Source organism: Hymenobacter glacieicola, assembly GCF_014640315.1.
Taxonomy (GTDB): domain Bacteria; phylum Bacteroidota; class Bacteroidia; order Cytophagales; family Hymenobacteraceae; genus Hymenobacter; species Hymenobacter glacieicola.
This window is the reverse complement of the sequence record NZ_BMGS01000005.1, coordinates 195,973-208,445: the sequence shown is the minus strand read 5'-3', so window position 1 is coordinate 208,445 and position 12,473 is coordinate 195,973. Positions and strand designations below refer to the sequence as shown.

Annotated in this window: 10 protein-coding genes; 6 read left to right on the top strand and 4 right to left on the bottom strand. The window is 60.8% G+C overall.

Annotated features, from left to right (window positions below):
• Window positions 1-368 precede the first annotated feature (368 nt).
• Window positions 369-947, bottom strand: a complete 579-nt coding sequence (locus IEW18_RS10885) for a hypothetical protein (protein ID WP_188557876.1) — start codon at window positions 945-947, stop codon at window positions 369-371.
• Window positions 948-1,108: 161 nt separating this feature from the next.
• Here IEW18_RS10885 and IEW18_RS10880 point away from each other — a divergent pair, with 161 nt between their 5' ends.
• The gene (locus IEW18_RS10880) at window positions 1,109-2,056 is read left to right on the top strand and encodes a 3-oxoacyl-ACP synthase III family protein (protein WP_188557875.1); all 948 of its coding nucleotides are present in this window, start codon (window positions 1,109-1,111) and stop codon (window positions 2,054-2,056) included.
• Window positions 2,057-2,153: 97 nt separating this feature from the next.
• On the opposite strand, the gene IEW18_RS10875 is transcribed toward IEW18_RS10880, so the two are convergent.
• Window positions 2,154-4,268 (bottom strand): matrixin family metalloprotease, encoded by a 2,115-nt coding sequence (locus tag IEW18_RS10875; RefSeq protein ID WP_188557874.1) that lies wholly within the window; start codon window positions 4,266-4,268, stop codon window positions 2,154-2,156.
• 157 nt (window positions 4,269-4,425) lie between these two features.
• Between IEW18_RS10875 and IEW18_RS10870 the strand changes: the two genes are divergently transcribed.
• Entirely contained in the window at window positions 4,426-5,112 is a 687-nt protein-coding gene (locus IEW18_RS10870) for a hypothetical protein (RefSeq protein ID WP_188557873.1), read from the top strand.
• A 201-nt stretch (window positions 5,113-5,313) separates the two neighbouring features.
• Here the strand turns inward: IEW18_RS10870 and IEW18_RS10865 are convergent, their stop codons facing one another.
• Window positions 5,314-6,228 carry a DUF72 domain-containing protein gene (locus tag IEW18_RS10865; RefSeq protein ID WP_188557872.1) on the bottom strand — a complete coding sequence of 305 codons (915 nt, stop codon included), beginning with the start codon at window positions 6,226-6,228 and terminating at the stop codon, window positions 5,314-5,316.
• A 380-nt stretch (window positions 6,229-6,608) separates the two neighbouring features.
• Between IEW18_RS10865 and IEW18_RS10860 the strand changes: the two genes are divergently transcribed.
• The 4 genes from IEW18_RS10860 to IEW18_RS10845 all read left to right on the top strand — a co-directional run bounded on the left by IEW18_RS10860 (window position 6,609) and on the right by IEW18_RS10845 (window position 11,140).
• Window positions 6,609-7,427 (top strand): septal ring lytic transglycosylase RlpA family protein, encoded by an 819-nt coding sequence (locus tag IEW18_RS10860; RefSeq protein ID WP_188557871.1) that lies wholly within the window; start codon window positions 6,609-6,611, stop codon window positions 7,425-7,427.
• Between the two features lie 131 nt (window positions 7,428-7,558).
• Window positions 7,559-8,164 (top strand): outer membrane beta-barrel protein, encoded by a 606-nt coding sequence (locus IEW18_RS10855; RefSeq protein WP_188557870.1) that lies wholly within the window; start codon window positions 7,559-7,561, stop codon window positions 8,162-8,164.
• A gap of 101 nt (window positions 8,165-8,265) precedes the next feature.
• Window positions 8,266-10,701 carry a penicillin acylase family protein gene (locus IEW18_RS10850; protein WP_188557869.1) on the top strand — a complete coding sequence of 812 codons (2,436 nt, stop codon included), beginning with the start codon at window positions 8,266-8,268 and terminating at the stop codon, window positions 10,699-10,701.
• A gap of 55 nt (window positions 10,702-10,756) precedes the next feature.
• Complete coding sequence (locus IEW18_RS10845) at window positions 10,757-11,140, top strand: hypothetical protein (protein WP_188557868.1); 384 nt, start codon at window positions 10,757-10,759, stop codon at window positions 11,138-11,140.
• Between the two features lie 71 nt (window positions 11,141-11,211).
• Here IEW18_RS10845 and IEW18_RS10840 read toward each other — a convergent pair whose 3' ends face one another.
• Window positions 11,212-12,450 (bottom strand): alpha/beta hydrolase family protein, encoded by a 1,239-nt coding sequence (locus tag IEW18_RS10840; RefSeq protein WP_229728698.1) that lies wholly within the window; start codon window positions 12,448-12,450, stop codon window positions 11,212-11,214.
• Between the last annotated feature and the right edge of the window lie 23 nt (window positions 12,451-12,473).

Genomic DNA, 12,473 nt, shown 5'->3' with positions numbered 1-12,473 from the left:
TTTTATAGAACAAAATTTTTTACCCCGATTAATACCTGATTTTTTTAGCCTTTATCTGAATGAACAGGGCGCAACAACGCGGGAACATGTCGCCCTGACCTTCCACCAGCCACTCCTAGCACTTACCTAGCGAAGCGGTAGAGCCACTTCGCGAGGGGGCCAGCCTTGACACGTTTTGCTAAGTCACCGGCTAGAGGCCTTGGAAAGGATGCTGCTCACGGCACCTGGTATCGTGCGTAGTATAAAAGCGCAGGTCTGTTGACGCTAGATTCAGCATCTAACCAAACCAAAACCCTACCCCACTAGCTTGAGCCATGGGGCCAGCAGGTGGGGTAGGGTTTTGGTTTGGTTAGCGTGCAGGCTGAAAGCTAGAGGTCGAATAGCCCGCGCCGGGAATTGCTTTTTTGTTTGGTCTTTACTTTTTTCTTGTCCTTGTCGCCGCCGAACAGGCCATTAAACAGACCGTTGTTCTTTTCCTTGACCAGAATGTAGCGCACGGATAAAGCCGTGGGAAAGCGCGCCCAATCGTCGGAGTTGAACTCTATGGTGGGTTTGAAATCGAGGCTGAGTACGAACGGGGTGAAAGCCACCTTGTACTCGATTCCCGCCAGGGCATCGAGGCCCCCGAAGCCGCCCGTGTCCTTGTTGTTGCCCAGGTGGCCGCCCGCCCCGAAGTAGTAGTTCAGGCTGGGCCCCAGAATGCCGAAGTGCTGCTCGGCTAACAGAGTAGCGCTTACCTCGCGCGAGCCGACCAGGGCTAGGCCCTCCAGGGTTGTTTTCTCCAGGATTTTTTGCTGTACGGTCAGACCGTAGTTGTTCTTGCTAAAGCGCAGGCCGGCGGCAGTGCGGTACTTTTGAGCAAAGGCAGAAGAGGCCAGCAAGGTGCCCGCCACCACGAAAGCGGCCGTCGTTGCCCGCCCCGGGTAAGGAGAAGAAAGGAACATCATAATCTTATAAGAGAGCCTACTGAACCTGAGCGGCTGGTGCGCGTTGAACGAGCAAGGCGTGCACAAAGTACGGGCCGCAGCCGGAAAAGACGGCAACTTGCTGCACAAGCGTGTACCTTGCCGCCTTATTCCTGCTTTGCCTCACCCCTGCTTTCCTACCCGTGTACATTCATCAGGTGGCGGCTTACCTGCCCGCCGAAGTCATTACAAACGACCATTTTACGCGGCTAAACGGCCTTTCACACGAGTGGATTACGGAGCGTACCGGCATTAGGGCCCGCCGCAAGGCCGCCGCGGGGGAAAACACCAACACCATGGCCCTAGAGGCTACCCGCCGGGTGCTCACCCAAACCACGGCCTTCCCGTCGGGGGCAGTTGACTTGATTGTGGCCGGCACCTACACGCCCCACGACACGATTTATACAGTGGCCCATGCCGTGCAGCGGGAGCTGAACGTCTCGGATATTCCGGTGGTCAGCATTTCCTCGGCCTGCTCTTCCTTGCTGAACGCCGTGGAAATTGTGGAAGGCTACTTTGCCCTGGGCAAAGCAAGCCGGGCCCTGGTGGTGGTAAGCGAGCATAACACGGCCTACAACAACGAGCAGGATACCGTAGCGGGCCACCTCTGGGGCGACGGCGCGGCGGCCCTGCTGCTCACCAAGGAGCGCCTGGCCCCCGCTGACCTGCACGTGCGTAGCGTACTAACCGGCGGGGCCGGCAACGTGGGCAAGGCCGACCATGCCGTAACCCTGAAGCCCGTGGAAAAAGGCATTGTGATGCCCCACGGCAAAGACGTGTTCCTGCACGCCTGCACCTACATGACGCGCGTTACCCAGCAGATAATGGAGCGCAGCAACTTGTCGGTCAGCGACATTACCTACCTTATTCCGCACCAGGCCAACCTGCGCATCACCAAAAACGTGCTGCAGCAGCTGGGCTTGTCGGAAGACCGGGCCGTTTCCAACATCGAAGAACTAGGTAACACAGGTTGCGCCGGAGCGGCCATTGCCCTGGCTGATACCTGGGCCCAGCTGCAGCCCGGCCACAAAGTAGTCGTGACAGTGTTTGGTGGGGGCTACTCCTACGGCGCCATGCTGCTGGAGCGGTAAGTAGCGGTTCCTTCTCACTGAGCCGCCCGGCCAACTGTGCTAGCCTTGCTGCTACAGTTGGCCGGGCGGCTTATTCACTTAGGATGCTGAGCGCTGATTACTCGATTTTTATCAGCGGAACCATACCTTTCGGGCCGTTGGAGTCGTTCCAGCGCACCAGGTAGTAGCCTTGGCGGATTGGTGGGGGTAGTACCCTTAGCCGGTTGAGCCCTGTTTGATAGTTAACCAACGACCCTCCCAGGTAGCGCCCCACGGCATCGTAGAAGCGGACGGTGAGCGTACCACCCGTGGCGCCGATGTACTGCAGGTTTAGCTCCGTGCCATTGCCGGTCAGGGGGTTGGGGAAAATCTGGAGGGTGTTGACGGCGGTTGCATCGTCGGTGACGCCAACGGGCACGGCAGTGTCTAGGCTGTTATCGGGGCGGCGCAGGCGGAGGCGGTAGTAGTTCAGGCCGGCCGGCGCCTGCGCATCAAGCAGGCGGTACTGACCCGTGGCCGAGCCCGCCGCTACGGTACCTACCTGTCGCCAGCCGGCGGTAGTGTCGGCCGAGGCCCGCTCCACCACAAAGCCAGTCAGGAAACATTCGTTCTCGGTCGACCATTGCACGGTGGTACCAATGCCCGCCACAAAGCTGGCGCTCTGGCGCGTTAGCGGGGCCGGCAGCATGGCGCCTACCTCACAAATTGGCGGCTGAAAGCTTCTAGTGCGCAGCACGTAACGTCCCCCGGCAATATCACTGGCCGCGGCCAGCACCCGGCTGCGCTGCCCGCGGGCAATGGCGTAGTGCATCACGGCGCTGGGCAGAATCAGGTGGGAAAGCTGCTGGGCGTGGCCCAACTCATGCACGGCCACCGACTCAAAGTCGATTTGTGAAGTGGCCGGATTCCCTGGTCCGAATTGCCAGTTCGTGGCGTCATCAAACTGCATATCTATCTCGTCCACGTAGAAAACTACGTTTCCATTGGTCAGGTAGCAGCCCCGGTAGTAGCTGGTAGTGCGGCCCAGCACGTTGGCGGGTAGCTCCGTGCCACTATCAAAGCCCACGGCGTTTTCGCCATCGTCAGTAGCGCCGCGGTTGGTGCGGGGGGCTCCTACTTCCCAGTTGATGCCGGTCTGGCAGCGCCAGGTAGCCAACGCCCGTTGCCAGGCGGCACTGGCCGCCGTATTGGCCGTGAAGGCGGTTTCAAACCGAAACGAGATGCCCCCGTTGTCGTTTTGGCCGCGGTGGGCGGGCACCACGCGCTGCCGGGTGCGGTTGTCCTGCACATTGGAGGCCGCGTACACAATCTGCACTGATTGCAGGCTGGTTACTACCAGCTGGTCGGCTGCCGTAACCCGCACCGGGCCGGTGCCCGCGGGGTTGCCCGTGGCGCTGGAGGAAGGCACGCGCACCTGAATCTGGGTGTCGGACCAGCTTACGTAATCGTCGTCGTTAACTCTGGTAAAAGTAGCCCCGCCGTCATCGGCATTGCGGAACTGCACGGAACCGCTACCCCGCGCGGCCCCAAAGCCCGTGCCGGTGATGGTGAGCACCGCGCCGGTACCGGCCGTCAGGCTGGTTGGCGACAGGCCCACCACTACGGGCGCCAGCACTTTGGCGGCTCCAGCCGGGGTAGCCCGGTGGGTTAGGGCAGCTTGCAGGGCCTTGTTGGGCGTAATTTCCCGGGGGGCGGCGCCGGCCACGGTTTGGTAGAAAGCCGGGGTGAGGGTCGGGTAGCGGCGAAAGGGCTCGGCGGCGGTGCCCGTGCGCAAATCGTACTCGATAAAGCCTTGCTCGCTGGCGTACACGGCCCACTCAGCCCCGGCCGGCACGCCCGGGAAAGATGCTGCTTCCAGGAAGAAGACGCCCTGCTGGCCCACGCTGAGCGCGAGGGTGTTGGTGAGCGCCTGCCGGTCGAGGCCGACGGTGCCGCCTTCGGTTACTACGGTGAGCTGAGCGGGCGCGGCGCCTTTCAGCTGCTTGTATACCCGCAGCTGATGGCGGGTGTAAATACGGCCGTTGGCGGCCCGGAAGCCTTGCGCATCGAGCACCTCCGCCTCTACAATCAGGGGCACGCGGGCCACGCGGGCGGCGGGGTCGAGGGGTACTAGCAGGCAGTGCGTTTCCGAATCGGGGGGAGTGGCGGCCGGGGCAGCGGCCGATTGTCCGGTTGCGGACAAGGTCAGCCAGCTTAGCCCCGAGGCGACACACAGGAAGGGTAGAAATTTCATATGGCAGGAAAGGCCCCGGCGGGGCATACTTGAAGGTACTGGTTTTGCCGGGCGAATGGTTGAGGTTTCGCCTTCTTTTTTACTTCATTCCCTGCTACGTGCAACTATTAACAACGGCTGAAACTCCTCCCGCTGATTCCCTCTCTACTTCTACCCTATGCGTAAGCCATCCTTCATAATGCGCAGCATTCTGGCTGCTAGTGTGTTCTGTTTATCTACGCAACTGGCTGCCGCCCAGGCGCCCGATACCGCGGCCAGAGCCACGTCGGCTACGGCACAAGGCAGTGGCATCTTGCTAAAGCTTGGCACCGGCGTTACCCGGGGCTTTTCGGTGGGTGGTTACTCAGGGCCTTCCGTTCCGTTGGTACTTGGGGCTGAGCATCACCTTAGCCCGGCCGTATCCGTGTACGGTAACGCCTTCAGCGGCTTTAACCTGGGCCGGCCCTCGCGCCGCTCCGATGGTTCCCGCGCCTCCGTGCTGGGCGATTTTGGCTTTGATGCCGGCCTACGCTATTACTACGGTCAGGAAAAGCGCCAGCGCCAGGGCCGGGTGGCGGGGTCGTTCGTAGGCAACTACGTGGCCCTGCAAAGTACTTCGCTGTTTAATTCCTACCTGGTCGGCTTGCCCTACCGCTACTCCACCCTAACCTTATTATGGGGCATGCAACGCCGCATTGGGAAATACGGCTTGTTTGATGCCTACGTGGGCGCCGGACTAGCCCGCGAGCGGCTGTATTATTACGCCGGAGGATTTAACCCGGCCTCTTCCCGAACCCGCACCAGCTTTGCCCCTGAAATCGGCATTAAGTTTAGCTTAGGGAGCCGGCTTACTTCTAATAAGTAGGACACCCCAGAAATTCATCCGCCCGTTCGCCGTGATTCCGAGCATTCTGTGCCTTAAGTGCCGACGAGACATCTGGATTAGCCTCTCGTGAGTAACCCAGCTTCTTCGTTCCCGCTCAAAATGACAAGCAAATCAAGCTTTGTAGGTAGGGCTTAAGAAGCAGGGCCTTCGACAGCAAGTAGTTGAAGGCCCTGCTTCTTTTTAGAACAAGCTGCCCTGCACGGGTTGCGGAATCACGCGGGGCGGCTGCACGGCCATGCCCGTCAGCTCGTGCAGGCGGCGCAAGAAGTGCTCGGCCCAAATAGGAGAGTGCATAATATCTTTCTGATGAACAAATACATAAGCCGTGTGCAGCCCGGCTTCCAACCACCCGGCAATGCGCGCGGCCCAGTCGTCGGCGCGGCGAAAGTCGGAGTCAACCAGCCCGTGCCCATTGAGCCGGACGAAGGCTACCGGCGTGGTCAGGCGCATGTGCAGGGCGTCGCGACGGCCAGCTACATCACTGATTACGAGTGGCTTGTTTAATGCCTCCAGCATGGCCGTAACCGAAGCCAGCAGCTCCTGATTGGCAAACCAGGCCGGATGGCGCAGCTCCACGGCCAGGGGCACGTAGTCGGGAAAGTCGAGGAGGTAGCGCTCCAGCCGCGGCAGGTGCTCCGGCCCGAAGGTGGGCGGCAGCTGCAGAAACGCGTGGCCGAGCGTGGACCCCAGACCTTCAATGGCCCGGCAGAAGCTCAACGTCAGCTCATCGGCATTATACAGCGCCCGGTCGTGGCTGATGATTTGGGGAAGCTTGGGGCAAAACCGGAAGGTAGCGGGCACGGCCTCCCGCCAGCGGCGCACGGTAGTTGCGTCGGGGATGCGGTAGTGGGTGGTATTCAGCTCTATACTGTTGAACTGCCGCCCGTAGTGGTGCAGGTAGTCGGCATCCCGGATGCCCAGGGGAAAGTAGCTCCCCAGCCAGGCCTTATTGGTCCAGATGGGGCAACCCACGTACACGGCCGGAGGCGCCGGCTGCCCGGCCAGCGCCCGGGCCAGTACCACCGGAGTTTCGGGGTGGTCGGGGGACAGGCGAAAATCAACGTAACGCAGGTCGGAAAGGCGGCCAAAATCCATTCCCGAAGGTACGGCGAAAGCGCCGTAAAAGCGTACCACTACCCTGGCCCCCAGGTTGTAATCCTAAACTAGTGCTTAGCATATTTCCGCGACTTTTGCAACCCCTCGCCAAGGCATCTGCCAGCCCGAAAGCCAAAATTTTTTAACCGGCAGATAGTCTTATTTCAAACCAGGCTCGGAAAACAACTAAAAAGAGTGCAAAACCCGACTTAGGTAAACACAATCAGGTATTTCGTACCGATATAATTGATTATTTAAATGCAAAATTTATTAGAAAAGGTCAATTCTTGATTACAGCCCACCTCTTATACGGGACCTATCGGGACCTTGGTTAAACTGACGCTTCTAGCTTTGTCTTACTCACCAACCAATGAGAATGGATGAAGTTGAATCTACGACTGCACATCTCGGGCTTGATGACGGCCATGCTCTTCGTGCTGCTGACGGCCTTCTCGGTCTCGGCCCGTTCGATGCGCGTATGTGAAGATGAAAAAGCCCCCGCGGCCGCTGCTAAAAAGGCGACCGTCCTCCGTGGCCGAGCCTCCTGGTACGGCCGCGAACATCAGGGTCACCGCACCAGCAACGGTGAGCGGTTCGACCGAAACAAGTACACCTGCGCCCACAAAACCTTGCCTTTTGGCACCAAGCTGCGCGTTTCTAATCCTACTACTGGCAAATCGGTAGTAGTACGCGTCACGGACCGCGGACCGTTCCGCCACCAGCGCATCCTTGACTTGTCGGAGGTAGCGGCCCGCCCCCTGGGCATTGTAACCCACGGCGCCGTTTCGGTGGTTGCGGAGGTAGTAGCTCCCGAAACGCCCCTGGGCCCCACGGATGCCCCCGCGGACCTGGCCACGCTGGCTTCCGACTCGACGGTAACCGTTGGCTTGCTCACTGATATTCGGGCGGGCTCCTCAGAGGCCCAGGACGTAGCCGTTACGCCCGAGCCCACCGCCACCTTTATTATTCAGGCCGGCACCTTTGGCGATGCCCGCAACGCCCGGGCCGTGCTGGAAAAAATCCAGGGCGCCGAGCCTCAACTGCTGGTTACAACCGTAGCCGCCAGCGCCCCCGATGGCCGCGCCCTGAACCGGGTGGTGGTCGGCCGCTTTGCTACCCAGGCCGAAGCCGACGTAGTGCGGCAGCGCCTGGCCCGCCTCGGCATTGCCGGGCTAGTCCGGCAGGGCGAGAACTTGTAAGCTATTCTTCCTTTTCCGACCTACGCAAAAAGCCGCTGGCCCCTCGGGTCAGCGGCTTTTTTGCGGGCAGCCGTTCTCATTACACCGCTTGTTCTTTAGATTTAGCAATTCTTATATATCCACTTTTTTCAATGAAAAAGATATTACTACTTGGGCTGAGCAGTATGCTAGTGGGCACGGCCTTCGCACAAACCGAAAAGAGCAGCACTTATTTAGGAGCTAACGTAGGTAATCTGAGCTACCGCAACGACGGTGGCAGCAACGAATTGGCTGTGAATGTGTATCCAACGGCTGGTATCTTTCTGGCCGATAATCTTTTGTTGGGTACTGGCGTGCAGGTGGGCTATGAGCGGCTGTCGTTCGACAACTCAACTCAAAAATATCGGGGCCATACCACCACGTTGGGCTTATTGCCGTTTGTGCGCTATTACCTGCCTGGTACCGGGTCTCACCGTTTCTTTGGGCAGGCACAAGGGGGCGTGGTTTGGACAAGTTCCCGGGTAACCATCGACTACAATACCGGCGAAGACGACGAGCGGAAAGCCAAAAGCCATGATTCTGCTTTTGGAGCAGCGCTGGGGTACAATTATTTTCTGACGCCCGGAGCTGCTCTAGAAATTACGGCGGGCTACCGGCGCGACACCAATGGTCCTGAGCGCACTATCGGGCTGCTGGACATACGGGCGGGCTTGGCCGTGTTCCTACGAGGTAAGCAAGCGACCATTCCGGCTCAGTAATCCGCTCAGCTTCGGGAAAGCCGGTGCGCAATGCACTCAGTAGTTGCGCGCCGGCTTTTTTCGTCGGATGTTGGGTAGGCTTTAGACTTCGTTATCTGCGTATGCTACGTTTCCTTGGGCCTGGTCTGGCCCTGCTCGTCACGCTTACCCTGACTTGGGTTCTGAACACCAAGCACGGCGACGTGCCGCCGGTAGCTCGCCTGCTCAGTCCGTACCAGGGCTTCTGGCAGAACGGTGAAACGGCCGACGATTTTCCGGCCCAGCAAACCCTTACGCTGCCCGGCCTGCACCAGCCCGTCCGGGTGCGGTTTGATGACCGGCGGGTGCCCCACATCTTTGCCCAGAACGACCACGACCTGTATTACGCCCAGGGCTACCTCACGGCCCGGGACCGGCTCTGGCAAATGGAGTTCATGACGCGGGTGGCCGCCGGACGCATTTCGGAGGTGGTAGGGCCCAAGGCCCTGGAGTACGACCGGTTTCAGCGGCGCATGGGCTTGCCGTACGGGGCCGAAAACTCCTTGCACTCCATGCTGCGCAACGACACTACCCGCGTGGTGCTGGAGTCATATTCTGAGGGCGTCAATGCGTACATCACCCGTCTGGCGCCCCAGGACTACCCCTTCGAGTACAAGCTGCTCGACTACGCCCCTGAACCCTGGCAGCCCCTGAAGTGTGCCCTGCTGCTTAAGCTAATGGCCTGGGACCTGAGCGGCCGCTCCGACGACCTGCGCATGAGCAATATTCTGCGCAAATACGGCCCGCAGGTGGTGCAGGATCTGTTTCCGGACTACCCAAACCGCGAAGATGCTATTGTGCCTACCGGTACGCCCCTGGAATACAAGCCTCTGCCCACACCGGCTACGCCGCCTTCCTTCACGGCGGCCCTGACGGGCCGCCTGCCCCAGCAGGAACCCGACCCGGAGCTGGGCTCCAACAACTTTGCCGTGGCCGGCAGCCGCTCGGCCTCGGGCCTGCCCCTGCTGGCCAACGACCCGCACCTGCAGCTGAACCTGCCCAGCATCTGGTACCAGGTGCAGCTGCACGCCCCCGGCCAGAACGTGTACGGCGTGACCATTCCGGGCGCGCCCGCCGTTATCATCGGCTTTAACCCGGACGTGGCTTGGGGCGTGACCAACGTGGGCGGCGACGTGCTGGACTGGTACCAACTCAAGTTTCGGGATGCCAGCCGCCGCCAGTACTGGCACGATGGCAAGTGGAAACCCGTGCGCCGGGTAGTGGAACGTATTGTTGTGCGCGGCCAGCCTGACCGACTCGATACCGTCCTGTACACCCACCACGGCCCGGTGGTGTACGACCAGAACGAGCCGGTTTTCAACAAGCAGACGCCCATCCAGCACGCCATGCGCTGGACGGCCCACGACGGGGCCAACGAGGTGCAGGCCTTCTACGGGCTCAATCACGCCCGCTCCTACCAGGATTACCGCCGCGCCCTGCGCACCTACGGCTCGCCGGCCCAGAACTTTATCTTCGCCGACAACCGCAATGAAATTGCCATTCAGCCCAACGGCCACTTCCCGCTGAAGTGGCCCGACCAAGGCAAGTTCATCCTCGACGGCACGGATGCGCGCTACGATTGGCAGGGCTGGATTCCGATGGAGCAGAACCCGCACGTGAAAGACCCGGCCCGGGGCTTCGTGTCGTCGGCCAACCAGCCCTCCGCGGGCCTCGACTACCCCTACTACCTTGGCTGGGACTATGCCCCCTCGGACCGGGGCCACCGCATCAATGAGCGGCTGGCCCGTATGCGGGGCGCTACCCCCGACAGCCTGCGCCTGCTGCAAAACGACAACCTGGGCATCACGGCGCGGCAGCTGCTGCCCCGGCTTTTGTCGTTGCTGGCGGGCGCGCAGCTTTCACCGGCCCAGCAACGGGCGTACGCCGAGCTACGCGGCTGGAACTACCACTACCAGGCCCAGGCTATCAGTCCCAGCATTTTTGAGCTGTGGTACACGAAATTGGTAGAGCGAGTGTGGGACGATGAATTTGGGAGCGAGGCAACGGGGCTGGAAATGCGCTACCCCTCCAGGGCTCGTACTCAGGAGCTGCTACTGCGCCAAGACACCAGCCGCTGGATAGATGACCACCGCACGCCCATTCGCGAAACCCTACCCCAGTTGGCCCTGGAATCTTTCCGCTTTGCCACCGACTCCCTGACGCGCAAGTTTGGCCCCCTGGGCCCAAAGTGGGGCTGGACCAACCAGAAAAGCACCGACATCAACCACCTGGCCAACCTCACTGGCTTCGGGCGCCAGGACATTGCCTGCGGCGGCAGCCCCGTGAGCGTGAATGCTACTGGCCCCCGCAACGGGCCTTCCTGGCGCATGGTGGTGGCCCTGGGGCCGCAGGTAAAGGCCTATGGCATCTTCCCCGGGGGCCAGAGCGGCAACCCCGCCTCGGCTTACTACGACGACATGATTGAAACCTGGCGGGTAGGCCAGCTCGATGAGCTGGTGTTTCTGCGGGCCGCCGATGAAAACCACCCGCGCCTGCGCGCCGCCTGGCGGCTAGAGTAGCTAGCAAGCACCAGCAATTTGCTTTCATCTTCCTTTTGACTTACCTCTTTCCCGCATGTCCCGCTTCTGGTTTTTAGTCCTTATGATTTTTGTGCTGTCCTCGCTGGCCCAGCTACTACTGCCGTGGTGGAGCGTGGTTCCGGTTTGCCTGCTACTGGCCGCGTGGCGCGGAATTAGCGGAGGCCGGGCGTTTCTGGCGGGCTTGCTGGGGGTAGGCCTGAGCTGGTGGCTTCCGGCGGCCTGGCTAAATACGCACGGCGCGGGCCTGCTGGCCACTAAGGTGGCTACGTTGCTGCCGCTGGGAGGCAGTGGCTGGGCGCTGGCCGCGGTAAGTGGATTGTTGGCCGGGCTGGTGGGTGGGCTGGCTGCTCTCAGCGGAGCCTGGGCCCGGCAAGCAGGAGCGCCCAGTTCCGAAAAACCAACGGCTATTCATTCTTAACTTCTTAGCGCATAAAAAAACGGACTGCTACTTCAGCAGGCCGTTTTTTTGATTTAAGACTAACGAGTGTTCTAGTACTGAGAGATAAAGGCGAAGGCTTGGAGCGTGTAGGTGCCCACCGAGGTAAAGTGGTTACCGCCCTGAATGGGTTTTAGCTGCACCTGAGTGGCGCCGCGGGCCCGCATGGCGTTGTAGGCATCCTGGGAGTTGAAGAAGGGCACGTAGTCGTCGGCGGTGCCGTGGAACAGAGCGAGGGGCGCTTTGGGCTGCCAGTCATGGAGGTCGTTGTCGCGGAAGGCGGCCGAGAGAGGCGCATCGGTGTTGTTGAGCACTGCCTGCTTAAAGGAATCGGCAAAAAGCTGGGACGGCAGGCTGGGCACGGCACTGAACGGATCGGCCTGCAGGCGTGTGGCGTAGGGCTCCTTAAAATACGCCGACAGCGGCCGGTTCAGGTTGTACACGCGGTTGTAGGTCGTCAGGACCCACACGTAGGTGCTGAGGAAATTCAGCGGCTGATTTGACATAAGAATATACTTAGCAAAGGCCGTTTTATGGTAGGCACCCGCGCCGGGGGCGCTGGCCGTTACCGGCAGCTCGGCGGCGTATTTTTCCTCCAGCAGCTTGTGCAGGGCCATGGTAGCGTAGCCGCCCTCCGAGTAACCCAGCAGGAAGTTCTTCTGATTCACGGCAATCTTCTGCTGCTTGCAGAACTCCCGGGCGGCCCGCAGCATATCGGCCGAGGCGGAGGCCAGGGAAGCGCCGTGCTCGTAGGGGTGAGGATGGGCCTTGGACGCGCCGTACCCGATGTAGTCGGGGGCCGACACCACGTAGCCCGTGGAAGCCAGCACCGACACCGCCGACCACAACTCGCTGCCGGAGCTGTAGTAAGAAGGGGCGCGGTCTTCGTCATCGGGCCGCAGCGTGCCGTGCTGGTAGCTGATTACGGGCAGGGCCTGGGTGGTAACCGGCACCAGAATGGCGCCCGAAGCGGTAATGGCTTTGCCGTCGGTGTTGCGGGTGGTATAGGTAAGGCGGTACACCTTAATGGGGAAGCGGGCTAGGGAGCCGACCAACGGAATGTCGCCTACCCGTCCGGCCAGGGTCGCAGTGCTGTATTCACCGATGAGGGTACTGCCAACCAGTACTGTGGCAGCCGGCTCCGGCGCGGTGGGTGGCGCAGTAGGGGTAGCCGTATCGGGCTCGGGCGAATTGCTTTTGCAGCTGGGAGCCACTAGCAGCAACATGCTCAGCCACAACAGCCAGTTGCCGGCCGGACGAGCCAGGGCGCGGCGCAAGGAAGGTATAGTCACGGAGAAAGATTTTGACAATGAAG

Excerpts from the sequence above, each read along its gene's own strand:
- IEW18_RS10885 (WP_188557876.1), bottom strand. The coding sequence starts at position 947 with ATGATGTTCCTTTCTTCTCCTTACCCGGGGCGGGCAACGACGGCCGCT.
- IEW18_RS10875 (WP_188557874.1), bottom strand. The coding sequence starts at position 4,268 with ATGAAATTTCTACCCTTCCTGTGTGTCGCCTCGGGGCTAAGCTGGCTG.
- IEW18_RS10870 (WP_188557873.1), top strand. The coding sequence starts at position 4,426 with ATGCGTAAGCCATCCTTCATAATGCGCAGCATTCTGGCTGCTAGTGTG.
- IEW18_RS10865 (WP_188557872.1), bottom strand. The coding sequence starts at position 6,228 with ATGGATTTTGGCCGCCTTTCCGACCTGCGTTACGTTGATTTTCGCCTG.
- IEW18_RS10860 (WP_188557871.1), top strand. The coding sequence starts at position 6,609 with ATGAAGTTGAATCTACGACTGCACATCTCGGGCTTGATGACGGCCATG.
- IEW18_RS10855 (WP_188557870.1), top strand. The coding sequence starts at position 7,559 with ATGAAAAAGATATTACTACTTGGGCTGAGCAGTATGCTAGTGGGCACG.
- IEW18_RS10850 (WP_188557869.1), top strand. The coding sequence starts at position 8,266 with ATGCTACGTTTCCTTGGGCCTGGTCTGGCCCTGCTCGTCACGCTTACC.
- IEW18_RS10845 (WP_188557868.1), top strand. The coding sequence starts at position 10,757 with ATGTCCCGCTTCTGGTTTTTAGTCCTTATGATTTTTGTGCTGTCCTCG.